Here is a 23,568-nt window from a genome sequence, read left to right as displayed (position 1 = left end):
AGTCAGCCCGCGGCACCGGAGATGCCGCCGCCGCGCATGACGTCGCGGGCGGTGAGCGCCACGTGCAGCGACAGGCGCCGCTCGCTCGAATCCAGGTCGACGCCGAGCACCCGCTCGATCAACTGCAACCGCTGGTACAGCGCGGACCGGGACAGCGACATCTCCTCCGCCGCACGCCGCTTGTTGCGCCCCTCGACCAGGTACGCCTCCAGCAGCGCCACGTGGTTCGTGCCGTGCCGCTCGTCGTAGGAGAGCAGCGGGCCCAGTTCGCGCTCGACGAACGTCTGCAGACGCACGTCGTCGCGCAGCAGGTACAGCAGGCCCCGGAGGCGGACGTCGAGGAGCCGGTAGAAGGGCCGGGGCTCGGCGGTGTGCGCCGTGGCGTCGGCCACCTGGGCCGCCTCGATCAGCGAGCGCCGCGCCAGGTCCAGCGACCTGACCACTGATCCGGCGGCGACCACGACGTCCGACCCGGCCCGCAGGCCCGCCCGGGTGAGCGCGGTGGACAGGCCGAGCAACGCGGCCTCGTCGGACTCGGCGTCGGTGAGGGCGACGAGCACGGTGACCTCCGCACCACCGAGCCCGTCGACGTCCCCGGCCAGCGCCGCCAGCCCGCAGGCGCGCACCGCCGTCTCCACCGCGTCCAGCAGTTCCCGGCGGCGCGCGTTCATCTCGGCGCCGGGCCCCGGGCCCGGCCGGCGCCGGCGGACCACCACCCCGAGCAGTCGCCGCTGTTCCAGCGGCACACCGAGCCCGCGCGCCCGCAGCGCCACGTCCCGGGTCGGCGCGGAGTGGTTGACGATGCTCCACAGCAGGCTGCTGCGCGCCTGCCGTTCGACAGACGAGTCGTCCCGGGCGACGAGCTGGTTCAGCGCGATGGTGGACGCGGCGCGCTCCAGCAGGACGCTCGTCCGGGCCGGCGGCTCCTGGTCGCACAGCAGCACCAGCCGCCCCCACCTGTTGCCCCGCGCCTCCACGCCGGTCACCAGCCAGCCCGAACGCGGCTCGTAGCCGGTGCCGGACGGGACCTCGACCGCGCGTGAGCGGGTCTCCCAGCGGTCGAGCAGCTCCTCGGCCGACAGCGGGCCGGTCTCGTACGCCAGCACCTGGTGGGAGAGGTTCTCCAGCACCACGGGACGCCGGGACAGACGGGTGACCTCGCGGAGCACCTGCCGGGGCTCCGCGCCCTCCACCGACAGCTCGGTGAAGATCCGGTGGATCTCGTCCTTCGCGAGCAGCTCGGCGGTCTGCTCCTCCACGATCACCGAGTGGACCACCTCGGTCACCGCCACGAACCGCATCTCCCGCTGGAGCGCGACGAGCGGCAGGTTCCGGCTGCGGGCCTGCTCGACGAGCGCGGCCGGCAGCGTCCCGCCGAACCGGCGGCCCAGCTCGACCACGACCCCGGCCGCGCCGACCGCCGCCAGGCCGTCGATCCACCGGCGCAGCCCGTCGTCGTCCGGCGGCAGGCCGATACCGGTGGTCAGCACCAGCTCCCCGCCGCGGAGCAGGTCGGCGATCTCCGGGATCTCGGCCACGTGCACCCAGCGCACCGGAGCGTCCAGGCGGTCCCGCCCGGCCATGACACGCGGCCCGGCCTGCTGCAACGCCGGCAGTTCGAGCACGTCGCGAACCGTCATCGGCATCAGACCGTCTCCCTCCTCGCTCCGGCGCACAGTATGTGTGCTTCTCCCGGGCTGGAACGACACAGTGCCCATTGCCCGGGCCTGGGGAAGCGCAGATGATCCGGGCATGACCCAGACAGCACCCGGCACCGTGCCCGCTCCCGTCCCGCTGGAGCGGGTGACCCACTGGATCGACGGCAAGGCGTTCGCCGGCGTCACCGAGCGTACGGCCCCAGTCTACGATCCGGCGCTGGGCGCGGTCCGGACGGAGGTGCCGCTGGCCTCCGCCGACGAGGTGGACCAGGCGGTCGCCTCCGCCGCCGCCGCGTTCGCCTCCTGGCGGAACTCGTCGCTGACCAAGCGCACCCAGGTGCTGTTCGCGTTCCGGGAGCTGGTGAACCAGCACAAGCAGGAACTGGCCGAGCTGATCACGGCCGAGCACGGCAAGGTCGTCTCGGACGCCCTGGGCGAGGTCACCCGCGGCCTGGAGGTCGTGGAGTTCGCCTGCGGCATCCCGCACCTGCTCAAGGGCGGCTACTCCGAGGGCGTGTCCACGAACGTGGACGTCTACTCCATCCGGCAGCCGGTCGGCGTCTGCGCCGTCATCTCCCCGTTCAACTTCCCGGTGATGGTCCCGATGTGGTTCGTGCCGATCGCCATCGCGGCCGGCAACGCCGTCGTGCTCAAGCCCAGCGAGAAGGACCCGTCCGCGTCGCTGCTCGTCGCCCGGCTCTGGGAGCAGGCCGGCCTGCCCGCCGGCGTGTTCAACGTGGTGCACGGCGACAAGGTCGCTGTCGACCGGCTGCTGGAGCACCCCGAGGTCAAGGCCGTGTCGTTCGTCGGCTCCACCCCGATCGCCCGGTACGTGTACGAGACCGGCACCCGCAACGGCAAGCGCGTACAGGCCCTCGGCGGCGCGAAGAACCACATGGTGGTGCTGCCGGACGCCGACCTCGACCTGGCCGCCGACGCGGCGGTCAACGCCGGGTTCGGCTCGGCCGGCGAGCGGTGCATGGCGATCTCCGCCCTGGTGGTCGTCGAGCCCGTCGCCGACGACCTGGTGGCGCGCATCCGCGAGCGCATCGCCGGCCTGAAGATCGGTGACGGCCGCCGCTCCTGCGACATGGGGCCGCTGGTCACCCGGGAGCACCGCGACCGGGTCGCGTCGTACCTGGACGCGGGCGTCGAGGCCGGCGCCGAACTGGTGGTGGACGGGCGGAAGGTGCAGGTCGACGGCGACGAGTCCGGGTTCTGGCTCGGGCCGAGCCTGCTGGACCGGGTCTCGCCGGAGATGAGCGTGTACACCGACGAGATCTTCGGGCCGGTGCTGTCCGTGGTGCGGGTCGGCAGCTACGACGAGGCGCTCAAGCTGGTGAACTCCAACCCCTACGGCAACGGGACCGCCATCTTCACCAACGACGGCGGCGCGGCCCGCCGGTACCAGAACGAGGTCGAGGTCGGCATGGTCGGCGTCAACGTGCCGATCCCGGTGCCGATGGCCTACTACTCGTTCGGCGGCTGGAAGGACAGCCTCTTCGGCGACTCCCACGCCCACGGCGCCGAGGGCGTGCACTTCTTCACCCGCGGCAAGGTCGTCACCTCCCGCTGGCTCGACCCCAGCCACGGCGGAATCAACCTCGGCTTCCCCGAGAACGTCTGAGCAGCGGGAGAGACGCGACAATGAGCACCAGCGCACGCCGCACCTACGAACTCGACCGCGCCCACGTCTTCCACTCCTGGTCGGCCCAGGCCCTGCTCGACCCGATGGTCGTCGAGCGCGCCGAGGGCTCGTACTTCTGGGACGGCGACGGGAACCGCTACCTGGACTTCTCCTCCCAGCTCGTCAACACCAACATCGGCCACCAGCACCCGGCGGTCGTGGCGGCGATCCAGGAGCAGGCCGCCAAGCTGTGCACCATCGCGCCGTCGTACGCCAACGACGCCCGCAGCGAGGCGGCCCGGCTGATCGCCGAGCGGACCCCGGCGGGCCTGGAGAAGGTGTTCTTCACAAACGGCGGCGCGGACGCGATCGAGCATGCCGTCCGGATGGCCCGGCTGCACACCGGCCGGCCGAAGGTGCTGTCCCAGTACCGCAGCTACCACGGCGGCACCCAGACCGCGGTGAACCTGACCGGCGACCCGCGTCGCTGGCCCAGCGACAACGGCACCGCCGGGGTCGTGCACTTCTTCGGCCCGTTCCTGTACCGGTCGGAGTTCGGCGCCACGACCGAGGAGGAGGAGAGCCGGCTCGCGCTGCGCCACCTCGAACGGGTCGTGGAGATGGAGGGCCCGTCCACCATCGCCGCGATCGTGCTGGAGACCGTGCCGGGCACCGCCGGCATCATGCCGCCGCCGCCGGGCTTCCTCGCCGGCGTACGCGAGCTGTGCAACAGGCACGGCATCCTCTACATCGCCGACGAGGTGATGGCGGGGTTCGGGCGTACCGGCGCCTGGTTCGCCATCGACCACTACGGCGTGACGCCCGACCTGATCACCTTCGCCAAGGGCGTGAACTCCGGTTACGTGCCGCTCGGCGGTGTGGTGATCGCCGACCACGTCGCCGACACGTTCGCCACCCGCCCCTACCCCGGCGGGCTGACCTACTCCGGCCACCCGCTGGCCACCGCCGCCGCCGTCGCGACCATCAACGCGATGCGGGACGAGGGCATCGTCGAGAACGCCGCCCGGATCGGCGCGGACGTGCTCGGCCCGGGGCTGCGCGAGATCGCCGAGCGGCACCCGAGCGTCGGGGACGTACGCGGGCTCGGCGTCTTCTGGGCGCTGGAACTGGTCCGCGACCGCGAGACCCGGGAGCCGCTGGCGCCGTACGGGGCCTCGTCGCCGGAGATGAACGACGTGCTGGCCGAGTGCAAGCGGGGCGGCCTGGTCGTGTTCGCCAACTTCAACCGGATCCACGTGGTGCCGCCCTGCACCGTGTCGGAGACGGAGGCCAAGGCGGGACTGGCGGTCCTCGACGAGGCGCTGACACTCGCCGACCGGCACACGGTCTAGACGTACGCCCATCACCGCCCGCCGGGTCCACCCCGGCGGGCGGTCCCATATCCGAGATCCGCGAGACGGCCGGCGACCCCGGTGACGCGGAGACCGACGCACCCAGAAGGTGACGAATGACTACCGTAGATCTCGCCGACCCACCGGTCACCAACCCCTTCACCGGCACCACCGACCTTCCGCGCGCCGCCGAGGGCTGGACCCAGCTCGTCACGCCGGACGGACGCCTGCACCCGGACGTGGACGTCGACCGAGACGCCCTCGGCCGCCTCACCCGCGACCTGTACCGGGGGATGCGGCTGGCCCGCCGCCTCGACGACGAGGCGTTCGCGTTGCAGCGACAGGGCGAGCTGGGCCTGTGGCTGCAGTGCCGTGGCCAGGAGGCCGCACAGGTCGGCTCCGTCGCGGCGGTACGCGCCGACGACTACGTCTTCCCGAGCTACCGCGAGCACGCGGCGGCGCTGTGGCGCGGCATCGGCCCGGCCGACCTGCTCCGGCAGTGGCGCGGCGTCGCGCACAGCGGCTGGGACCCGGAGCCGTACTCGTTCCACATCTACACGCTGGTGCTGGCCGCGCAGCTGCTGCACGCCACCGGGTACGCGCTCGGCGTGCAGCGCGACGGCAGCGACACGGTGGTCGTGACGTACTTCGGTGACGGCGCGGCCAGTGAGGGCGACGCGAGCGAGGCAATGAACATCGCCGCCGTGAACGCCGCCCCGATGGTGTTCTTCTGCCAGAACAACCAGTGGGCCATCTCCACGCCGACCGCGTCGCAGACGCGTACCCCGATCCACCGGCGCGGCGCCGGGTTCGGCCTGCGCAGCGAGTGGGTCGACGGCAACGACGTGCTGGCGGTGTACGCGGTGACGTCGGCGGTGACCGAGCACGCCCGCGCAGGCAGCGGCCCCGCGATCGTCGAGGCCACCACGTACCGGATGGGCGGGCACAGCACGTCCGACGACCCGACCCGGTACCGCACCGACGACGAGTTGGAAGCCTGGCGGGCGCGGGACCCGCTGGCCCGGGTCGAGGCGCTGATGCGCGCCGAGGGCTGGAGCGACGAGACGTTCCTCGGCCAGATCCAGGCCGAGGCGGACGAACTCGCCGACCGGACCCGCCGGGAGTGCCTGGCCCTGACGGCCCCGGACCTCGCGGACGCCTTCGCCACGGTGCTGTCCGACGTGCCCCAGCTTCTGCGGGAGGAGCGCGACGCGTTCGTCGCCTACCGCGGCTCCTTCCTCGACTGACGTCCGCCCCGATCGGAGAACTCGTTCATGCTCACTCTCTGTCAGGCACTGAACAGCGGCCTGCGCCGCGCCATGGAGGACGACGACAAGGTCCTCCTGATGGGCGAGGACGTCGGCCGGCTCGGCGGCGTCTTCCGGGTCACCGACGGTCTGCAGAAGGACTTCGGCGAGGCCCGGGTGGTGGACACCACCCTCGCCGAGTCCGGGATCATCGGCACCGCCATCGGGCTGGCGCTGCGCGGGTACCGCCCGGTCTGCGAGATCCAGTTCGACGGCTTCGTCTACCCCGCGTTCAACCAGATCGTCTCCCAGCTCGCCAAGATGCGGGCCCGCACCGGCGGCCGTACCGCCCTGCCGGTGGTGGTGCGCATCCCGGTCGGCGGCGGCATCGGCGCGGTGGAGCACCACAGCGAGTCGAACGAGGCGTACTTCGCGCACACCGCCGGGCTGCGGGTCGTCTACTGCGCCAGCCCGGACGACGCGCACTGGATGATCCGCCAGGCCATCGCCGGTGACGACCCGGTGATCTTCTACGAGCCGAAGCGCCGCTACTGGGTCAAGGGCGAGGTGACACCGGAGGACGCCGGGCCGCCGATGCCGCTTCACCGCGCCCGCGTCGTGCGTCCCGGTGCCGACGTCACGCTGCTGACGTACGGCGGCACCGTCGCCACCTGCGTCGCCGCCGCCGAGGCCGCGGCGCAGGAGGGCCGCGACATCGAGGTGATCGACCTGCGGTCCATCTCCCCGCTGGACGTGGCGACCATCGAGGAGTCGGTCCGCCGTACCGGGCGGGCGGTGGTGGTCCACGAGGCCCCCACGTTCGCCGGGTTCGGCGCCGAGGTCGTCGCGCAGGTGACGAGCCGGTGCTTCTACTCGCTGGAGGCGCCGGTCGAGCGGGTCGGCGGGTTCAACCTGCCGTACCCGCCGGCCAAGGTCGAGGAGGAGTACCTGCCCGACCTGGACCGGATCCTCGACGCCGTCGACCGCGTCCTGGCCGCGTGAAGGGAGAGGTACCAGTGAGCGTTCAGCAGTTCCGCCTGCCCGACGTCGGCGAGGGCCTCACGGAGGCCGAGATCGTCACCTGGCGGGTCGCTCCGGGCGATCCAGTCGGCCTCAACGACATCCTGGTGGACATCGAGACGGCAAAGGCCGTCGTCGAGCTGCCCAGCCCGTACGCCGGGGTGGTGGACCGCCTGCTCGCCGAGGAGGGGCAGACCGTCGAGGTCGGCTCGCCGATCATCGCGATCCGGACCGGCGGTGACGCGGACGCCGCGCCGGATGCCGCATCGCCGCCCGCCGAGGAGCCCGCCGAGGAACGTACCGCGGTGCTCGTGGGCTACGGGGTGTCCGCCCAGGCGCGGACCCGCCGGCCCCGCCGCGCCACGCCGTCGGTCCGCCCGGCCGAGCCGGCCCGCCGGCCGCACACGTCCCGGCCGCCGGTGCTCACCAAGCCGCCGCTGCGCAAGCTCGCGAAGGACCTCGGCGTGGAACTGGCCGACGTGCGCGGCAGCGGCCCCGGCGGCCGGATCACGCGCCAGGACCTGCTCGACCACACCACCGGCCCGGCAGCGGCGACCGACGCCCGGCGGGACGAGCGCCTGCCCGTACGCGGGGTGCGCAAGGCGACGGCCGCCGCCATGGTCGCCAGCGCGTTCACCGCGCCGCACGTCACGGAGTTCCTCACCGTCGACATGACCGGCACCGTCGAGTTCGTGGACCGGCTGAAGCGGGACCCGTCCTTCCAGGGCATCAAGGTCAGCCCGCTGCTCGTGGCGTCGCTGGCGCTGCTGGACGCGATCCGCCGGCACCCGGACGTCAACGCCCGGTGGGACGAGGAGAACCAGGAGATCGTCCGGTTCGCCGACGTCAACCTCGGCATCGCCGCCGCGACGCCGCGCGGCCTGCTGGTGCCGAACGTCAAGGCCGCGCAGACCCTTCCGGTACGGGACCTCGCGGTCGCGCTGAACGAGCTGGCGGCCACCGCGCGGGAGGGCCGCACCCGTCCCGCCGACCTGGCCGGCGGCACCGTCACCATCACCAACATCGGGGTGTTCGGGGTGGACGCGGGCACCCCGATCCTCAACCCCGGTGAGGCGGCGATCCTCTGCCTCGGCGCGCTGCGCCGCATGCCGTGGGTCGTCGACGAGCAGGTCGTTCCCCGGTGGACGGTGCAGTTGTCACTGTCGTTCGACCACCGGCTCGTGGACGGGGAGCTGGGCAGCCGGGTGCTCGCCCACGTCGGGCGGTTCCTGGAGGACCCGCTGTGGGGCCTGGCCCTGCGCTGAGGCCCCCGCAGACAGACGGCGCGTGGACGGACAACGAGGTCCGTCCACGCGCCGTCGCCGTACGCGCCGCGCGCGTCAGTCCACGACCTCGAACCCCACGCCGGCCGACGGCCGTGGCGCGACGTCGTCCGCCGCCGCGATGGGCTCGCCGACCTCCTCGGACGCGGCCAGCCGGAACCGCACGTACTCCAGCTCGCCGGAGAACTCGTGCCGGGCCGGGTAGCTCGGCGACACCGGCGAGTGGATGCTGCGCCCGATGTCCATGCCGGCGAACCCGTGGAAGAACGGCAGCAACCGCGGGAACAGCGCCGCGCCCGCCGCCTCGCCGTCCACGTACAGCCGGCCGACGCCCTGGCAGTCGGCGGTCTTCGTCAGCTCGAACGTCAGCTCCACCGGGCCCAGCGGCAGCTCGCCCTCGGACCGCAGCACGTGGTGCTCGCCGAGGTAGTTGTACTCGTACACCAGGCGGTTGTCCTTGATGTGCAGCACGTAGCCGCCGCTGACGTTGCCGAGCGCCACGATCACGCCGCCCTGCGCCGCGTCGGTGCGGCGCACCCGCGCGGTGATGGCGTGCGAGCGGTTCATCGTCGGCGGCACCGCCGCGCCGGACACAGTCGGTACGCCCGCCAGGTAGGTGAAGACAAGCCGGTCCCGCACCGACCCGGGGCGTGGCACCCGGGCCCGGACCGCGAATCCCCTGTCGTCCAGCGGCAGCACGTCGTAGCGGGCCGCCTCGATCCAGAACTCCTCGATGAGACGCCGCAGCACCTCCGGGTACTCGGCGGCGAGGTCCCGGCTCTCGGTCGGGTCCTCGTCGATCCGGTACAGCTCCCAGCGGTCCTCGTCCCACGAGGTGCCGCGCTCGTGGAACGCGACCGCCTTCCAGCCCTGGTGGTAGATGCCCCGGTGGCCGAACATCTCGAAGTACTGGCGGTCCCGCGACGGCGGCGCCGCCGGGTCGCGCAGCCCGTCGCGGAAGCTGCGGCCGTGCAGCGGCATCTGCGGTACGCCCCGGCGCACCGCGGGCGGCTGCACCCCGACCAGGTCGAGCACCGTCGCGGTGACGTCGATGCTGTGCTGGAACTGCGTGCGCACCTGCCCGCCGGGCACGTCACCGGCCGGCCAGCTCAGCACGAACGGCACCCGGACCCCGCCCTCGTGGGTGTGCTGCTTGTAGCGGCGGAACGGGGTGTTGCTGACCTGCGCCCAGCCCAGCGGGTAGTTGCTCTGCGCCCGCGGGCCGCCGATCTCGTCGATCCGGTCCAGGCTGTCCTGGAGGTTCTCCGGCACCCGGTTCTGGAAGGCGGTGGGGTTGAGCGTGCCGAGCGGCGTGCCCTCGGGGCTGGCCCCGTTGTCCGACATGACCACGAAGATCGTGTTGTCGAGGCGGCCGATCCGTTCCAGGAAGTCGACCAGGCGCCCGAGCTGGGCGTCGGTGTGGTCGACCATCGCCGCGTACGCCTCCTGCATGCGGGCGAACAGGCGGCGCTGCTCCGGCGGCACGTCGTCCCACGGCACGACGCCGGGGTTGTGCGGTGGCAGCGGCGCGTCCGGCGGGATGATGCCCAGCCCGATCTGCCGCCGGTGCCGGTCCGCGCGGACGACGTCCCAGCCGGCGTCGTAGCGGCCCCGGTACTTCGCCAGGTACTCCGGCGGGGCCTGGTGCGGGGCGTGCGCCGCGGCGTACGCCAGATAGAGGAAGAACGGCTTCTCCGGGGTGAACGACGTCTGGTCCCGGACGAACCCGATGGCCCGGTCGGTCAGGTCCTCGGTGAGGTGGTAACCCTCCTCCGGGGTGGCCGGCGGGTCCACCTGGTGGTTGTCGTGGACCAGCTCCGGATAGAAGTTGTCGGTCTCCGCCTCCAGGAAGCCGTAGTACCGCTCGAAGCCACGGCCCAGCGGCCACTGGTCGTACGGCCCGGACGGCGTGGTGTGCTCCAGCGGCGCGACGTGCCACTTGCCGACCGCCATGGTGTTGAACCCGGCGTCGGCGAGCATCTCCGCGACGGTGGCGGCGGCGTGGGTGATCCGGCCCCGGCCGCTGGGGAAGCCGCTGTCGAAGTTGGACAGCATGCGCATGCCGACGCTGTGGTGGTTGCGGCCGGTGAGCACGCTGGCCCGGGTCGGCGAGCACAGCGGCGACGTGTGGAAGTTGGTGTACCGCAGCCCGGACGCGGCCAGCCGGTCGATCGTCGGGGTGTCGATCTCGGCGCCGAAGCAGCCGAAGTCGGCGAACCCGACGTCGTCCAGCAGCACGTACACCACGTTCGGGGTGCCCGGGGCGGCCGACGGCGGCGCGCTCCAGTGCTCCGTGGAATCGTGGTAGGTGCGTCCGATCGTGCCCTCGTACGGAGGGTCCGCCAGCGAACTGGTCACGGTACGCCTCAGCCGGCCGTCGTGCCGCCGTCGAGGACGAGCGTGTGGCCCGTGACCATCCGCGCCTCCTCGCTGGCGAGGAACACCACCGCGTCGGCGGAGTCCCGTGGCGTCGCCATGCGGCCCAGCGGGATCGACGCGCGGAAGTTCTCCCGGGCGCTGTCCGGCACGTCGCCCATGCCACCGAGGAACGCCGACAGCATCGGCGTCTCGGTCGCCGCCGGGGCGATCGCGTTGACCCGGATGCCGTGCGGCGCGAGTTCCAGCGCCAGCGCCTTCATCAGGCCGATGACGCCGTGCTTGGCGGCGGTGTACGGCGCGTACCGGGGGCGGGCGATGACGGCCTGCAGGGACGCGGTGAACACGATCGAGCCGCCGCCGGCCTCGATCAGCGCGGGCGTGGCCGCCTGCGCGGTCCAGAACGCGCCCTTGAGGTTGACGTCGATCACGCGGTCCAGCGTCGCCTGGTCCACCTCGTCGACCGGTCCGGTGAACGGCGTACCGGCGTTCGCGTGCATGAGGTCGAGCCGCCCGAACCGCTCGACGGCGGTCTCGACGGCGGCGCGGCAGTCAGCGGCCCGGGTGACGTCGCAGGCCACGCCGACGACGGCGGACCCGAAGCCGGCGGCCGCCTCGGCGGCGCGGTCGCCGTCGAGGTCGGCGATGACGACGCGCGCGCCCTCCTCGACCAGCCGGCCGACGGTGGCCAGTCCGATGCCGCTGGCGCCTCCGGTGACGACGGCGACGCGGTCAACCAACCTCATGTGCTGCTCCTGTTGAATCGGTCCAGGAGGTCGCCGCTCAGGGTGGGCACCGCGGACAGCAGCCTCTGGGTGTAGGGGTGCTGGGGGTCGGAGTAGATCGATTCGGTGTCACCCGTCTCGACGATCCGGCCCTGGTTCATCACCGCGATCCGGTCGCAGAGGTACCGGACCACGGACAGGTCGTGGGAGACCAGAATCAGGGTCAGCTTGAACTGCTCGGCCAGGTCGGTGAGCAGGTTGAGGATCTGCGCGCGCACCGACACGTCGAGCGCGCTGACCGGCTCGTCCCCGACGATGACCTTGGGCCCGGCCGCGAGGGCGCGGGCGATCGCGATGCGCTGCCGCTGACCGCCGGAGAACTGGTGCGGGTAGCGGGTCACCGCCTCCTCGGGCAGGCCGACGGAGTGCATCAGCTCGGCCACCCGGGCCCGGTGGTCGCCGGGCAGGCGCAGCGCGCGCATCGGCTCCGCGATGATGTCCGCGACGCGCATCCGCGGGTTCAGCGACGACATCGGGTCCTGGAGCACCATCTGCACGTCGCGCCGCAGGAACGCGAGCTTCCGCTCCGGTACGCCGCTGATGCGCTGCCCGTTGTAGAACGCGGTGCCCGACGTCGGCTGGTCGAGGGCCATGAGGATGCGCGACAGCGTCGACTTGCCGGAGCCGCTCTCCCCCACGATGCCGAACGCCTCGCCCTCGTGGACCTGCACGCTCACGCCGTCCAGCGCGCGGATCGGCTGGCCCGGCGTACGCAGCGACCGCCGCGGGGCGCGGTACTCGCGCACCACGTCGACGGCTTCCAGCAACGGGGTGGTGGTCATGCGCTGGCCTTCCCGCTTCCTAGGGGCTGGTCGCTCTCGATCGGGTGGTGGCAGGCGGCCCGCTGGGTGCTGCCGGGCGGCGCCGTCAGCAGCGGCACGGTGCCGCAGACGTCGTCGGCGCGCGGGCAGCGGTTGCGGTACACGCAGCCGGTGGGGAACGACCCGAGCGACGGCACGCGGCCCGGGATGGTCGACAGCCGGCCGCTGCCGTCGGTGCTCTCCAGCACCGTCGACGCCCGCAGGCCCGCCGTGTACGGGTGCCGGGGCGAGTCGAAGACCGTCGTCACGTCGCCGTGCTCGACGATCGAGCCGCCGTACATGACGAGCAGTTCCTCGCAGATGCTGGCGACCACCGGCAGGTCGTGCGTGATGAGCAGCAGCGACGCGCCCTCCTCGCGCACCAGCGTGTCCATCAGCCGCAGCATCTCCGCCTGCACCGTGACGTCCAGCGCGGTGGTGGGCTCGTCCGCGACCAGCACGGCCGGGTCGCACGCCAGCGCGATGGCCAGCACGACGCGCTGGCGCTGACCGCCGGAGAGCTGGTGCGGGTACTTGCGCGCGGTCCGGTCGGGCTCGGGCAGCTGGACCCGTTCGAGCAGTTCGACGGCGCGGGCGGAGGCCGCCGCGCGGCTCATCCCCTTGTGCAGCCGCAGCGACTCGGCGACCTGGTTGCCGACCCGCATCAGCGGGTTCAGCGCCGTCATCGGCTCCTGGAACACCATGGCGATGTCGTTGCCGCGGACCGCGCACATCTGCTTGTCGGACAGGTCGAGCAGGTTCCGCCCGTTGAGCAGCACCCGGCCGGACGCCGTCACACCGTGCGGCAGCAGGCCCATCAGCGCGAGCGCGGTCAGGGACTTGCCGCAGCCGGACTCGCCGATGAGCCCCATCCGCCGGCCCCGCCCGATCTCGAACGAGACGCCCTTGACGGCCTGGATGTCGTGGACCTTGACGACGAGGTCCTCCACCACGAGCCCGCTCACGCCGGTCACCGTCCTCTCAGCCGCGGGTCGAGGGCGTCGCGCAGCCCGTCGCCCATGAGGTTGAACCCGAGCACCGACAGGGCGATGGCCAGACCGGGCCAGACGGCCAGCATCGGCTGCACGACGAAGTAGTTCTGGGCCTCCTGGAGCATCCGGCCCCAGGTGGGGGTCGGCGGCGGGGTGCCGTACCCGAGGTAGGACAGCGCCGCCTCGGCGAGCACCGCGTGCGCGAACGACACCGACGCCTGCACGATCAGCAGGGCCGCGATGTTGGGCAGCACGTACCGGACCATGAGCACCACGCCCCGGCGGCCGTAGCTGCGCGCGGCCAGCACGAAGTCGCTCTGCAGCACCTGCATCGCGCCGGCCCGGGTGAGGCGGCCGAACACCGGGACGTTGGCGACGCCGATCGCGATCATGCCGGTGAGCGTGGACGCGCCGAAGCCTGCGGCCAGGATGATCGCCAGCAGGATGGCCGGGAACGCGAACACGATGTCCAGCGCCCGCATCACCGGCTCGCTGAGCCAGCGGTGCCCGGTGGCGGCGAGCAGACCCAGCGGTACGCCGACGACGGCCGCGATCGCCACGGCGACGACGCCGACGAACAGTGTGGTCCGCGCGCCGACGAGGAGCTGGCTGACGATGTCCCGGCCGAAGTGGTCGGTGCCGAGCCAGTGGTCGCCGCCCGGGGAGAGCAGCGTCTGCGACGGGTCGACCCGAGTCGGGTCGTACGGCGTCCAGAGGAACGACACCAGCGCGGTGAGGACGACCAGGCCCACCAGGCCGGCGCCGATCACCAGCGTGAGGTTCCAGCGGCGGCGCGGCTTGACCGGGCCGGCCGCGACGACGTCGGCGGTGGCGTCCGGTGGGGCGTCGGCGACTGATGTCATGCCTTGCTCCTCAGCCTGGGGTCGACCGCGTGGTACACCACGTCGACGACGAAGTTGATCAGAAGCACCGCGGCGGTCAGCACCATCACCGTGCCCTGCACCTTCAGCAGGTCGCGGTTGCCCACGTCCTGCAGCAGCATCCGGCCGAGACCGGGCAGGCCGAAGACGTTCTCGATCACGACGGTGCCGATGAGCAGCGTCGCGAGTTGCAGACCGAGGACGGTGATGACCGGAATGGCCGCGTTGCGCAGCGCGTGCCGGGTCAGCGCCTGCGAGCGGCTGAGCCCCTTGGCCCGCGCGGTCTGGATGAAGTCCTCCTGCATGACCTCGACCACCGCGGACCGGACGTAGCGCATCAGGATCGCGCCCTGGGCCACGCCGAGGACCAGCGCCGGCATCAGCAGGGCCCGCACGGCGCCGCCGAAGTCGTCCCATCCGGTGAACCCGCCGGCGGGCAGCCACTGCAGCTTCACCGCGAACACGGTGATGAGCAGGATGCCGAGCCAGAACGACGGAACGGCGATGCCGACCTGGCTCAGCGCGGACAGCGCCGTGCCGATCGCGGTCCGGCTCTTCACCGCGGCGAGGATGCCCAGCGGTACGGCGATGAGCAGCGCCAGCGTCATCCCGGCCAGGATCAGCGGCACCGTCACGCCGAGCTTGTCGCCGATCTCCGAGCCGACCGACACCCCGCTGAGCGGCGAGATGCCGAAGTCACCGCGGATCAGGCCGCCGGCCCAGTCGAGGTACCGCTCGGTGAACGGGCGGTTCGTCCCGAACTGCTCCCGCAGCGCCTCCAGCGCCTCCGGGGTGGCGTTCACGCCGAGCATCGCCTGCGCCTGGTCGCCCGGCAGCAGCGACAGCATCGTGAAGACGAGGATCGACGCGGCGAACAGGGATACCGCGAGGATGGCCAGCCGCCGGACGAAGTAGATCACCATGCCTGTGTGCTCCCACTCCGAATCATGGCCTGATCATCACCATCTTGGTCACGGTCAGCTCCTCCATGGCGAAGCGCGGTCCCTCCCGGCCGATGCCGGAGTCCTTGACGCCGCCGTACGGCATGTTGTCGGCGCGGAAGCCGGGCACCTCGTTGACGAGCACGCCACCGACGTCGAGGCGGCGCACCACGTCGAGCGCCACCGCCAGGTCGCGGGTGAAGACGGCGGCCTGGAGCCCGTAGCGGGACCGGTTGACCAGCTCGACTGCCGCGTCCATGTCCGGCACCGACCGGACGCAGACCACCGGCCCGAAGATCTCCTCCGCCCAGCACTCGGCGTCCTCGGGGACGTCGACGAGCACCGTCGGCTGCAGCACCCGGCCCTGCGCCGTACCGCCGGCCAGGCAGCGCGCCCCGGCGGCGACCGCGCGGTCCACCCACGAGTGGACCCGCTCGGTGGACGCCTCGTCCACCAGGGCGGACACGCGGGTGTCGGCGGACCGGGGATCACCTGTGGTGACGTTCGCCAGCAGCGGCCGGAGGCGGTCCAGCAGCGCCTCGCGGACCGGCTCCTCGACGATCACCCGCTGCACGCTGATGCACGCCTGGCCGGAGGCGTAGAACCCGCCGCGTACGACCGCTTCCGCGGCCCGGTCGAGGTCGGCGTCGCGGCCGACGACGAGCGCCGCGTTGGACCCGAGTTCCAGCAGCACCTTGCGCGGGGCCGCGGCGCGGGCGATCTGGTGGCCGACGTGCGCGGACCCGGTGAACGACACGGCGGCGACGCGCGGGTGGGTGGTCAGGAGCTTGCCGACCTCGACACCGCCGGTGACGAGCTGGACGCCGGCGGCCGGGCAGCCCGCCCGGCGGAACAGGTCGATCAGCACCAGCGTGGCCAGCGGCGTGTTCGGCGCCGGCTTGACGATCACCGGGCAGCCCGCCGCCACCGACGGCGCGACCTTGTGGGCGGCCAGCAGCAGCGGGTAGTTGAACCCGGTGATGCCGACGACGACGCCGACCGGTCGGCGTACCCAGAAGCCGAGCATGCCCTCGCCGGCCGGCTGCATGTCCAGTGCCACCGTCTCGCCGGTGAGGTGTCCGACCTCCTCGGCCGCCGTCTCCAGCGTGACGAGCGTGCGGGCGACCTCGACCCGGCAGTCGACAAGCGGCTTGCCGGTCTCCAGGACCAGCAGTTCGGCGAGGTCGTCGGCGCGGGCGCGGACCTCGGCGGCGACTGTCGTGAGGATGGCGCGCCGCCGGTGACCGGGCAGGCCGGCCATCTCCGCGGCGACCTCGTGCGCGGCGTCGACAGCCGCTTCCGCGTCGGCGGTGTCACCCCAGGGCGCCTGGGTCACGGTGCTGCCGTCGTACGGGAAACGGACCGGCGCGGTCTGCGCGGTGGTGGCCCAGCCCGCGCCGATCGGCAGGCCGGCGGGCAGCGCGCCCAGCAGCTCCTGCGCGGTCACGACGCCGCACCCGTCGCGGCGCCGGTGAGGAAGGCCAGCGCCGCCTCGGCGTAGACCCTGGTCTTGCGGACGATGTCGTCGACCTCGACGTACTCGTCGGGCTGGTGGGCGATCCACTTCGGGCCGGGGCCGTACACCACGTTCGGGATGCCGCTGTCGCGCCACAGGATGGTGCCGTCGGTCGCGCCGGGCACACCGCCGAAGACCGGCGCCGTACCGGTGACGGCGCTGTGCGCCTGCGCCACCGCGAGCGAGATCGGGTGGTCCTCCGGGGTGACCGCGCACGGCCGGTCGTCGACGACCTCGACGGCGAAGCTGACACCGTGCCGGGCGCCGATTTCGTCGGCGTCGGAGCGCACGCGCGCGGCGAGCGCGGCGTGGTCGACACCGGGGACGGTCCGGCAGTCCACGCCGAGCACGGCGCGGCCGGGGATGACGTTGAGCTGGTCGGCGGAGCCGGCGTCCAGGACCGTGGGGGTCAGGAACGTCAGGCCGAGGTGCTCGTGCTCCCCCGGGTCGGCCTGCAGCTCCTTCTGGTACCGGCCGAGCGCGGCCACCAGTTCCGCCACCGCCGGTACGGGGTTGCGGCCGTGCTGCGGCATCGCGCCGTGCGCCATCTTGCCGGTGCAGGTGACCAGCAGGCGGACCGCGCCCTTGGCGACCGCGCAGATCTCCTCCGCCTCCGGCTCGCAGATGATCGCGGCGTCCACCTCGCGGGCCAGCGCGGTGGTGGTGAAGTGCTTCGCGCCGAGCATCTGGCCCTCCTCGTCCACCAGGGCCGCCACCACGATCCGGCCCGGGAACGGTCCGGCCAGCTCGACGGCCCGGGCCGCGTGGATCATCGCGGCGACGCCGGCCTTCATGTCGGCGGAGCCGCGACCGTACAGCCGCCCGTCGACGATGTCGCCGCCGAACGGGTCGACCGTCCACTCCTCGGGAGAACCCTCGGTGACGACGTCGGTGTGCCCCTCGAACATCAGCGTCGGGCCGGGCAGGCCGCCCTCCACCACCGCCACCACGTTGGGCCGCCCGGGAACGACCTCGGTGACCTCCGGCCGCCAGCCGAAGCCCCGCATGACCTGCGCGACGAGCTCCGCCACTGGCTGCTCGCTCCGCCCCTGCGCGGCGTCCCAGGTCGAGGGGATGCGGACCAGGTCCTGGGTGAGCGACACGACGGCTTGCTCGTCCACGAGATGGCCGGCGCGGAGGGAGGCATGGGTGTCCGACGTCATGGCGTCGGAGGTTACGAACTCCGACCCCGGAGGGGAACGTCCAGTTTCCGGGTCGGTGGGGGTACCAGCCGTGGCCGGACCTGGTCTTCTACGGCCGCGGCGACCCGCCGGACCCCCTCGTCGATCCGGTCCAGCGGCATCACCTGGTACCCCAGCCGCAAGTGGTGACGCGGGGTGGGGCGGGTGGTCCAGTACGGCTCGCCCGGGTCGAGCAGGACACCCTGGCGGCGCAGGTCGACGGCGAGCTGCCCGGCGTCCAGACCGGGCGGGCCGGTGATCCACCGGGCCAGGCCGCCGCGCGGCACCGGCTGCGGCCCCCAGCGCACGTGGCGCTCGATCGCGCGCGTCATCTCCTCGTACAGCCCCTGGTAGTGGGCGCGGATACGGCGCACGTGGCGGGCGAGGTCCCGGCTGGCGATCATCCGGGCCAGGGCGCGCTGCATCGGTCCGGGCGGGTGGCGCAGCACGTAGCGGGAGCGGGCCCGCATCGCCTCCACCAGCGCCGGGGACGCCACCACGTAACCGAGCCGCAGGCCCGGCGCCAGCAGCTTGCTGAAGCTGCCGAGGTAGACCACGCGGTCCTCGTCGTCCAGCGCCCGCACCGCGACCGCCGGGATGCCCCGGAACGTCATCTCCGGGTCGTAGTCGTCCTCGATCACCACCGCGTCCGCCGCGCCGGCCCGGCGCAGCAGCTCCTCACGCCGGGACGCCGACATCGTCGCGCCGGTCGGGTACTGGTGGCTCGGCGTGACGTACACCAGCTCCGCGCCGTGCAGGTCGGCCGGCAGGTCCTCCACGACGAGGCCGTCCTCGTCCACCCGGCCGGGCACCACGTCGGCGCCCGCCATCTGCATGATCGTCCGCGCGTCGGGGTAGCCCGGGTCCTCCACCAGCACGACGCTGCCCGGCCGGACCAGGACGCTCGCCAGCAGGTGCAGCGCGTGCGTCGAGCCCAGCGTGATCATCACCTGGTTCGGCTCGGCCGAGATGCCCCGCGACGGCAGCACGTGCTCACAGAGCTGGCGGACGAGCTGCGGGTCGTCGGCCTGGCCGGCGTCCCCGATCACCCGGGACAGCCCGTCCTGCCGTACCGCCTCGCGCTGCGCCCGCTCCCACGCGCCGGTGGGGAACATGCCGGGATCCGGCTGGCCGACGACGAAGGGGAACGGCGCCCGCGACCACGCCGGGTCCCGGTGTACGGGGGTGGGCGGCGGCTCGGGCAGCCGTGCCTCCCAGTCGATGGGCCGTGTCGCGGAGCGGGAGGTCCGGCGCGCGGCCCGCATCCGGACCACCGCCTCGGAGGAGACGTAGAGGCCGCGCCGGGGAATCGTCGCGATCAGGCCCTGCTCCATGAGCCGGTCGTACGCGGTCAGCACCGTGTTCCGGGAGACGCCCAGCGCCTCGGCCAGACGGCGGGTGCTGGGCAGCGGGCCGTCGTCGTACTGCCCCGCGAGGATCGCGTCCTCGAGCCCCGTGATGATCTGCTCGTAGAGCGGAACCGAGCTCTGCGGGTTGACCGGCAGCAGAAAATCCGCCATCTCGACCTCCCCACCTCTCGCGGGGATCTCGCCTCGTCCCGTCGTCGCACTCCTGCGCACACCATCCGCATCCCGCTGGTACCAGCCTAGCCGGAGACCTGGACCTGTTGCGGAGGGCCCGATCCCGCCACTCTTGGCCGACGATGGCAGGTGAGGGTCTCCTGCACGCGGACAGAGGTGGACTAATGAGCGCCCAGCGAATCGCGCTGGTGCCCGGCGACGGCATCGGACCGGAGGTCACCGCGCAGGCGGTCAAGGCGTGCGACGCCGCCGCCCAGCGGTTCGGGCTGGACCTGGTCTGGGAAGACTACGAACTCGGCGCGGACTACTGGCGGATCACCGGCCAGGTCGTGCCGCCGGACGTGGAGCGGGAACTGGCCAAGGCGGACGCCATTCTCTTCGGCGCCGTCGGCGACCCCTCGGTGCCACCCGGGGTGCTGGAACGCGGCCTGGTCATCCATCTGCGGACCGCTTTCGACCAGTACGTCAACCTGCGGCCGGTCAAGCTGCTACCAGGTGTGCCCTCGCCCATCGGCGGGCTGCGTCCGGAGCAGTGCGACCTGGTGATCCTGCGGGAGAACACCGAGGGCGCCTACGTCGGTGCCGGCGGTTTCATCCACCGGGGCGGGCCGGACGAGATCGCCACCCAGGAGTCGGTCAACACGCGCAAGGGGGTCGAACGCCTCATCCGGCACGGTTTCCGGCTGGCCCTGACCCGCCGCAAGCACGTGACCCTGGTGCACAAGGCGAACATCCTCACGTACGCCGGCGACCTGTGGCAGCGGACCTTCGAGGAGGTCGCGGCGGAGTACCCGGAGATCTCGGTGGAGTACGTGCACGTCGACGCGATGTGCCTCTACCTGGTCACCCAGCCGGAGCGGTTCGACGTCGTGGTCACCGACAACCTGTTCGGCGACATCATCACCGACCTCGGCGCGGCCGTGCAGGGCGGTCTCGGCCTGGCCGCGAGCGGCAACCTCAACCCGACCGGGTCGGCGCCGAGCATGTTCGAGCCGGTGCACGGCTCCGCGCCCGACATCGCGGGCCGGGGCTGGGCCAACCCCGCCGGGTCGATCCTCAGCGCCGCGCTGATGCTGGAGCACCTGGGCCACCCGGAGGCGGCCCGCAGCCTGGAGGACGGGGTGAAGGCGGTGCTGCCGCGCCTGGGCGCGATGCGCGGGCCGGAGATGGGCATGTCGACGGAGGACTTCGGGGACGCCGTCGCCGCCGCCATCAGCGAGGACGCGTACCAGGCGGACGCCCTGCCGGCGTAGCGCGGATGTGAGCACCGAATCGGCTGAACCGGACGACGGCGGAGGAAGCCCTCCGCCGTCGCCGTGTTGCGCGCCGAAACGCCCGCCCGCCGCCGCCGGATCGACGGCCGGCCCCAGTGCCGTCCGCGCCGGCCCCGCCGGTACGGACGACCTGATCGCGCTGCCCGGCGGTACCTTCCTCATGGGCACCGACGATCCGGAGGGCTTCCCGGAGGACCTGGAAGGGCCGGTCCGCCCGGTCACCGTGGCCCCGTTCGAGATCGCCGCGACACCGGTGACGAACCGGCAGTTCGCCCGCTTCGTCGAGGCCACCGGCTACCGCACCGACGCGGAACGGTACGGCTGGTCCTTCGTCTTCCACCTGCTGCTCGCGCCGTCCGCGCGCCCGTGGGTGCTCGACGCCACGGTGCCGGGCGCGCCCTGGTGGCTGGCGGTCGAGGGGGCGCGCTGGGCGGCCCCGGACGGGCCCGGCTCGGGCCTGTCCGGACGCGAGCGGCATCCGGTCGTCCACGTCTCCCACCGGGACGCCGAGGCGTACTGCGAGTGGTCGGGGACGCGGCTGGCGGCCGAGGCCGAGTGGGAGTACGCGGCACGCGGCGGGCTGTCCCAGGCCCGCTACGCCTGGGGCGACGAGCTGACCCCGGGCGGGCGGCACCTGTGCAACATCTGGCAGGGCGCCTTCCCCACTGTCAACACCGCGGACGACGGGTTCGTGGGCACCTCTCCGGTGACCACGTTTCCGCCGAACGGCTACGGCCTGTACGACGTCGCGGGCAACGTTTGGGAACTCACGGCCGAACCCTGGCGCGACCGCCGAGGACACGTCTCACCAGGTGAGAGCGTCATCAGAGGTGGTTCGTACCTCTGCCACGACTCTTATTGCAACCGTTACCGCGTGGCCGCACGGAGTCGAACCACCGTTGACTCCTCAAGTGGCAACACCGGATTCCGGGTGGCCCGGTAGTCAGACGCCGATTGGTACCTGCCGACCCCGCTGAACTGGCCCTTTTGCATCGGGTACCACACTCCTAGTGTCCCGCCTCACAGGCTACGAGCGCCCTTGGCGTTCTTCGCGATGGGACACACGAATGAATCGGCTGAAGATAACGCTGCCCGCCGTGCTGCTCGCCACGGCGCTGGCTCTGACCGCGTGCAGTAGCGATGGTGACTCCGAGACCACCACCGGCGGTGGCGGTTCCGGCAACGGTACGGTCACCCTCGGTGCCTACCTCGAGCCGGTGAGCCTCGACCTGACCGCCGAGGCCGGCGCCGCGATCCCGCAGGTCCTGCTCTACAACGTGTACGAGGGCCTGGTGCGCCAGAACGCGGACACCGGTGAGGTGGAGCCGCTGCTGGCCAGCGAATGGAAGATGTCCGACGACGGCACCAAGTACACGTTCAAGCTCCGCGACGGCGTGACCTTCCACGACGGCCAGAAGCTCACCGCGCAGGACGTGGTGTGGAGCTTCAAGCGGGTGACCGCGGAGGGCTCGACGAACCCGTTCAAGTCCCAGATGACGGTCGTGAAGACCGTCGAGGCGCCGGATGCGTCCACGGTGGAGGTGACGCTGTCGCGGCCGAGCCAGAGCTGGCTGTTCGACGTCGCCGGCCGCGTCGGCGTGGTGCTCAAGGAGAACGCCACCGACCTGGGGACCAAGCCGAACGGCACCGGCCCGTTCAAGTTCGACAAGTGGAACCGCGGCGACAGCATCACCCTGGTGCGCAACGACGGCTACTGGGGTGAGAAGGCGAAGGTCGCCACCGCCGTCTTCCGCTACATCACCGACGCGAACGCGCTGAACAACGCGATGCTCTCCGGCCAGCTCGACATCGTGGCGAACATCCAGGCGCCGCAGCTGCTCGAGGTGTTCAAGGGCAACAAGCAGTTCCAGGTGATCGAGGGCAAGACGACCGGTGAGGTCGTCCTGTCGATGAACAACAGCAAGGGCCCGCTGGCCGACGTCCGGGTGCGCCAGGCGATCCGCCACGCGATCGACCACGACGCGCTGATCAAGACCGTGTGGTCCGGCTACGGCACGAAGATCGGCAGCATGGTGCCGCCGAGCGACCCGTGGTACGAGGACCGCACCGGTGACTTCCCGCACGACCCCGCCAAGGCCAAGCAGCTGCTCGCCGACGCCGGTCACGCGAACGGGCTCACCCTGACCATGGACGTCCCGCCGCCCGGCTACGCCCGCGCCTCCGCGCAGTTCGTCGCCTCGCAGCTCGCCGAGGTCGGCATCAAGGTGACCCAGAACAACGTCGAGATGCCGCAGTGGCTGGACAAGGTGCTCGGCAAGGCCAACTACGACATGTCGATCATCGCCCACGTCGAGCCCCGTGACCTGGTCCGCTACGGCCAGCCGGAGTACTACTACCGGTACAAGAACCCGGCCGTCACGCAGCTCATGAACGAGGCCGACACGGCCCTGGACGCAGCCACCCGGGACAAGAAGTTCGCCGAGGCCGCGAAGGTCATCTCGCAGGAGGCGGCCAGCGACTGGCTGTTCCTGCTGCCGAACCTGGCGGTGATCCGCGACGGCGTCGAGGGCTACCCGAAGGACGCGGTGACCCAGTCGTTCGACGTCACCAAGGTCTCCAAGAAGTAGCCAGCACCACGACCCAGAAGGACCTGGTGGGCCCCGCCCACCAGGTCCTTCTACGTGTGCCTGCACCCGCGAGGAGGTCGAGGTGATGGTGCAGGCGTGCCTCGGGTCGCCCCGACACCGGCTGGCCCGGCAGCGGCTCGGGCCGGCCGACGGCCTCTAGGGCAACGCCCGGGGCACGAGCATCGCCGAGCCGGGTTCGCGTTGCCCGGACGCGGGACGTCGACGATCGTCGCCGAGCCGGGGCTGAACTGCGTACGCCCGGCCCTGGAGTCCGGCGACAGCGCTGCGCAGCAACCCGCCGAGGCGGCACGCTCCCCGCGCCTGGCCGGCTGCGTCCGGCGCGCCCAGCATCTGCCCTGCTTCGAGGTGCGCGGGCCGTGACGGCCCACTCCGCCGATCTTGGAGTTGTGGCGCCCAGGATGCCCGAGTGGCGACTTTTGTGAGCCACCACAAGTCCAAGATCGGCAAGGCGCACGCCGGGCGCACGCCGGGCGCGCCGCGCGGGG

Annotated in this window: 19 protein-coding genes; 9 read left to right on the top strand and 10 right to left on the bottom strand. The window is 72.3% G+C overall.

The genetic code is table 11. From position 1 onward, the window contains the following. Window positions 1-2: 2 nt before the first annotated feature. Window positions 3-1,646 carry a PucR family transcriptional regulator gene (locus KBX43_RS13360; protein WP_210884621.1) on the bottom strand — a complete coding sequence of 548 codons (1,644 nt, stop codon included), beginning with the start codon at window positions 1,644-1,646 and terminating at the stop codon, window positions 3-5. 106 nt (window positions 1,647-1,752) lie between these two features. Here KBX43_RS13360 and KBX43_RS13355 point away from each other — a divergent pair, with 106 nt between their 5' ends. The 5 genes from KBX43_RS13355 to KBX43_RS13335 all read left to right on the top strand — a co-directional run bounded on the left by KBX43_RS13355 (window position 1,753) and on the right by KBX43_RS13335 (window position 8,169). Next, window positions 1,753-3,285 (top strand): CoA-acylating methylmalonate-semialdehyde dehydrogenase, encoded by a 1,533-nt coding sequence (locus KBX43_RS13355; RefSeq protein WP_374226005.1) that lies wholly within the window; start codon window positions 1,753-1,755, stop codon window positions 3,283-3,285. A gap of 20 nt (window positions 3,286-3,305) precedes the next feature. Beyond that, window positions 3,306-4,637, top strand: a complete 1,332-nt coding sequence (locus KBX43_RS13350) for an aspartate aminotransferase family protein (RefSeq protein WP_069087255.1) — start codon at window positions 3,306-3,308, stop codon at window positions 4,635-4,637. 116 nt (window positions 4,638-4,753) lie between these two features. Next, window positions 4,754-5,884 carry a thiamine pyrophosphate-dependent dehydrogenase E1 component subunit alpha gene (locus KBX43_RS13345; protein ID WP_166457020.1) on the top strand — a complete coding sequence of 377 codons (1,131 nt, stop codon included), beginning with the start codon at window positions 4,754-4,756 and terminating at the stop codon, window positions 5,882-5,884. Window positions 5,885-5,911: 27 nt separating this feature from the next. Further along, window positions 5,912-6,886, top strand: coding sequence for an alpha-ketoacid dehydrogenase subunit beta (locus KBX43_RS13340; RefSeq protein ID WP_064447802.1), 975 nt, complete (start codon window positions 5,912-5,914; stop codon window positions 6,884-6,886). Window positions 6,887-6,900: 14 nt separating this feature from the next. Further along, window positions 6,901-8,169: a dihydrolipoamide acetyltransferase family protein gene (locus tag KBX43_RS13335; protein ID WP_210884619.1), complete on the top strand. Its 1,269-nt coding sequence runs from the start codon at window positions 6,901-6,903 to the stop codon at window positions 8,167-8,169. Between the two features lie 75 nt (window positions 8,170-8,244). On the opposite strand, the gene KBX43_RS13330 is transcribed toward KBX43_RS13335, so the two are convergent. Genes KBX43_RS13330 through KBX43_RS13290 form a run of 9 tightly spaced genes read right to left on the bottom strand, consistent with a single transcriptional unit; the run spans window position 8,245 to window position 19,179 of the window. Further along, window positions 8,245-10,545 carry an arylsulfatase gene (locus KBX43_RS13330; protein ID WP_210884617.1) on the bottom strand — a complete coding sequence of 767 codons (2,301 nt, stop codon included), beginning with the start codon at window positions 10,543-10,545 and terminating at the stop codon, window positions 8,245-8,247. Between the two features lie 8 nt (window positions 10,546-10,553). Further along, window positions 10,554-11,309: an SDR family NAD(P)-dependent oxidoreductase gene (locus KBX43_RS13325; protein WP_113974631.1), complete on the bottom strand. Its 756-nt coding sequence runs from the start codon at window positions 11,307-11,309 to the stop codon at window positions 10,554-10,556. Further along, window positions 11,306-12,130 carry an ATP-binding cassette domain-containing protein gene (locus tag KBX43_RS13320; protein WP_030503861.1) on the bottom strand — a complete coding sequence of 275 codons (825 nt, stop codon included), beginning with the start codon at window positions 12,128-12,130 and terminating at the stop codon, window positions 11,306-11,308. The genes KBX43_RS13325 and KBX43_RS13320 overlap by 4 nt, the downstream gene beginning before the upstream one ends. Then, window positions 12,127-13,113, bottom strand: a complete 987-nt coding sequence (locus KBX43_RS13315) for an ABC transporter ATP-binding protein (RefSeq protein ID WP_231915594.1) — start codon at window positions 13,111-13,113, stop codon at window positions 12,127-12,129. Before KBX43_RS13315 ends, KBX43_RS13320 begins: the two co-directional genes overlap by 4 nt. Before the next feature lie 5 nt (window positions 13,114-13,118). Continuing rightward, window positions 13,119-14,003 (bottom strand): ABC transporter permease, encoded by an 885-nt coding sequence (locus KBX43_RS13310; protein WP_043328759.1) that lies wholly within the window; start codon window positions 14,001-14,003, stop codon window positions 13,119-13,121. Further along, the gene (locus tag KBX43_RS13305) at window positions 14,000-14,944 is read right to left on the bottom strand and encodes an ABC transporter permease (RefSeq protein WP_069087252.1); all 945 of its coding nucleotides are present in this window, start codon (window positions 14,942-14,944) and stop codon (window positions 14,000-14,002) included. Before KBX43_RS13305 ends, KBX43_RS13310 begins: the two co-directional genes overlap by 4 nt. A 22-nt stretch (window positions 14,945-14,966) precedes the next feature. Then, window positions 14,967-16,409, bottom strand: coding sequence for an aldehyde dehydrogenase family protein (locus KBX43_RS13300; protein WP_210884615.1), 1,443 nt, complete (start codon window positions 16,407-16,409; stop codon window positions 14,967-14,969). Continuing rightward, window positions 16,406-17,641, bottom strand: a complete 1,236-nt coding sequence (locus KBX43_RS13295) for a M20 family metallopeptidase (protein WP_043328753.1) — start codon at window positions 17,639-17,641, stop codon at window positions 16,406-16,408. The genes KBX43_RS13300 and KBX43_RS13295 overlap by 4 nt, the downstream gene beginning before the upstream one ends. A gap of 11 nt (window positions 17,642-17,652) precedes the next feature. After that, window positions 17,653-19,179, bottom strand: a complete 1,527-nt coding sequence (locus tag KBX43_RS13290) for a PLP-dependent aminotransferase family protein (protein ID WP_064447809.1) — start codon at window positions 19,177-19,179, stop codon at window positions 17,653-17,655. 185 nt (window positions 19,180-19,364) lie between these two features. Between KBX43_RS13290 and KBX43_RS13285 the strand changes: the two genes are divergently transcribed. From KBX43_RS13285 to KBX43_RS13270, 4 genes are all read left to right on the top strand, one after another. Further along, window positions 19,365-20,453, top strand: coding sequence for a 3-isopropylmalate dehydrogenase (locus tag KBX43_RS13285; RefSeq protein ID WP_064447810.1), 1,089 nt, complete (start codon window positions 19,365-19,367; stop codon window positions 20,451-20,453). 7 nt (window positions 20,454-20,460) lie between these two features. Continuing rightward, window positions 20,461-21,417, top strand: a complete 957-nt coding sequence (locus KBX43_RS13280; protein ID WP_210884613.1) for a formylglycine-generating enzyme family protein — start codon at window positions 20,461-20,463, stop codon at window positions 21,415-21,417. 124 nt (window positions 21,418-21,541) lie between these two features. Next, window positions 21,542-23,062 (top strand): ABC transporter substrate-binding protein, encoded by a 1,521-nt coding sequence (locus KBX43_RS13275; protein WP_064447812.1) that lies wholly within the window; start codon window positions 21,542-21,544, stop codon window positions 23,060-23,062. 201 nt (window positions 23,063-23,263) lie between these two features. Next, the gene (locus tag KBX43_RS13270; RefSeq protein WP_140946394.1) at window positions 23,264-23,443 is read left to right on the top strand and encodes a hypothetical protein; all 180 of its coding nucleotides are present in this window, start codon (window positions 23,264-23,266) and stop codon (window positions 23,441-23,443) included. Window positions 23,444-23,568: the final 125 nt, after the last annotated feature.

Source organism: Micromonospora sp. C41, from assembly GCF_018070485.1.
In the GTDB taxonomy this organism is placed as follows: Bacteria; Actinomycetota; Actinomycetes; order Mycobacteriales; family Micromonosporaceae; genus Micromonospora; species Micromonospora chalcea.
This window is presented reverse-complemented; position numbering and strand designations above follow the sequence as displayed.

Excerpts from the sequence above, each read along its gene's own strand:
- KBX43_RS13360 (WP_210884621.1), bottom strand. The coding sequence starts at position 1,646 with ATGCCGATGACGGTTCGCGACGTGCTCGAACTGCCGGCGTTGCAGCAG.
- KBX43_RS13355 (WP_374226005.1), top strand. The coding sequence starts at position 1,753 with ATGACCCAGACAGCACCCGGCACCGTGCCCGCTCCCGTCCCGCTGGAG.
- KBX43_RS13350 (WP_069087255.1), top strand. The coding sequence starts at position 3,306 with ATGAGCACCAGCGCACGCCGCACCTACGAACTCGACCGCGCCCACGTC.
- KBX43_RS13345 (WP_166457020.1), top strand. The coding sequence starts at position 4,754 with ATGACTACCGTAGATCTCGCCGACCCACCGGTCACCAACCCCTTCACC.
- KBX43_RS13340 (WP_064447802.1), top strand. The coding sequence starts at position 5,912 with ATGCTCACTCTCTGTCAGGCACTGAACAGCGGCCTGCGCCGCGCCATG.
- KBX43_RS13325 (WP_113974631.1), bottom strand. The coding sequence starts at position 11,309 with ATGAGGTTGGTTGACCGCGTCGCCGTCGTCACCGGAGGCGCCAGCGGC.
- KBX43_RS13320 (WP_030503861.1), bottom strand. The coding sequence starts at position 12,130 with ATGACCACCACCCCGTTGCTGGAAGCCGTCGACGTGGTGCGCGAGTAC.
- KBX43_RS13310 (WP_043328759.1), bottom strand. The coding sequence starts at position 14,003 with ATGACATCAGTCGCCGACGCCCCACCGGACGCCACCGCCGACGTCGTC.
- KBX43_RS13305 (WP_069087252.1), bottom strand. The coding sequence starts at position 14,944 with ATGGTGATCTACTTCGTCCGGCGGCTGGCCATCCTCGCGGTATCCCTG.
- KBX43_RS13295 (WP_043328753.1), bottom strand. The coding sequence starts at position 17,641 with ATGACGTCGGACACCCATGCCTCCCTCCGCGCCGGCCATCTCGTGGAC.
- KBX43_RS13290 (WP_064447809.1), bottom strand. The coding sequence starts at position 19,179 with ATGGCGGATTTTCTGCTGCCGGTCAACCCGCAGAGCTCGGTTCCGCTC.
- KBX43_RS13285 (WP_064447810.1), top strand. The coding sequence starts at position 19,365 with ATGAGCGCCCAGCGAATCGCGCTGGTGCCCGGCGACGGCATCGGACCG.
- KBX43_RS13275 (WP_064447812.1), top strand. The coding sequence starts at position 21,542 with ATGAATCGGCTGAAGATAACGCTGCCCGCCGTGCTGCTCGCCACGGCG.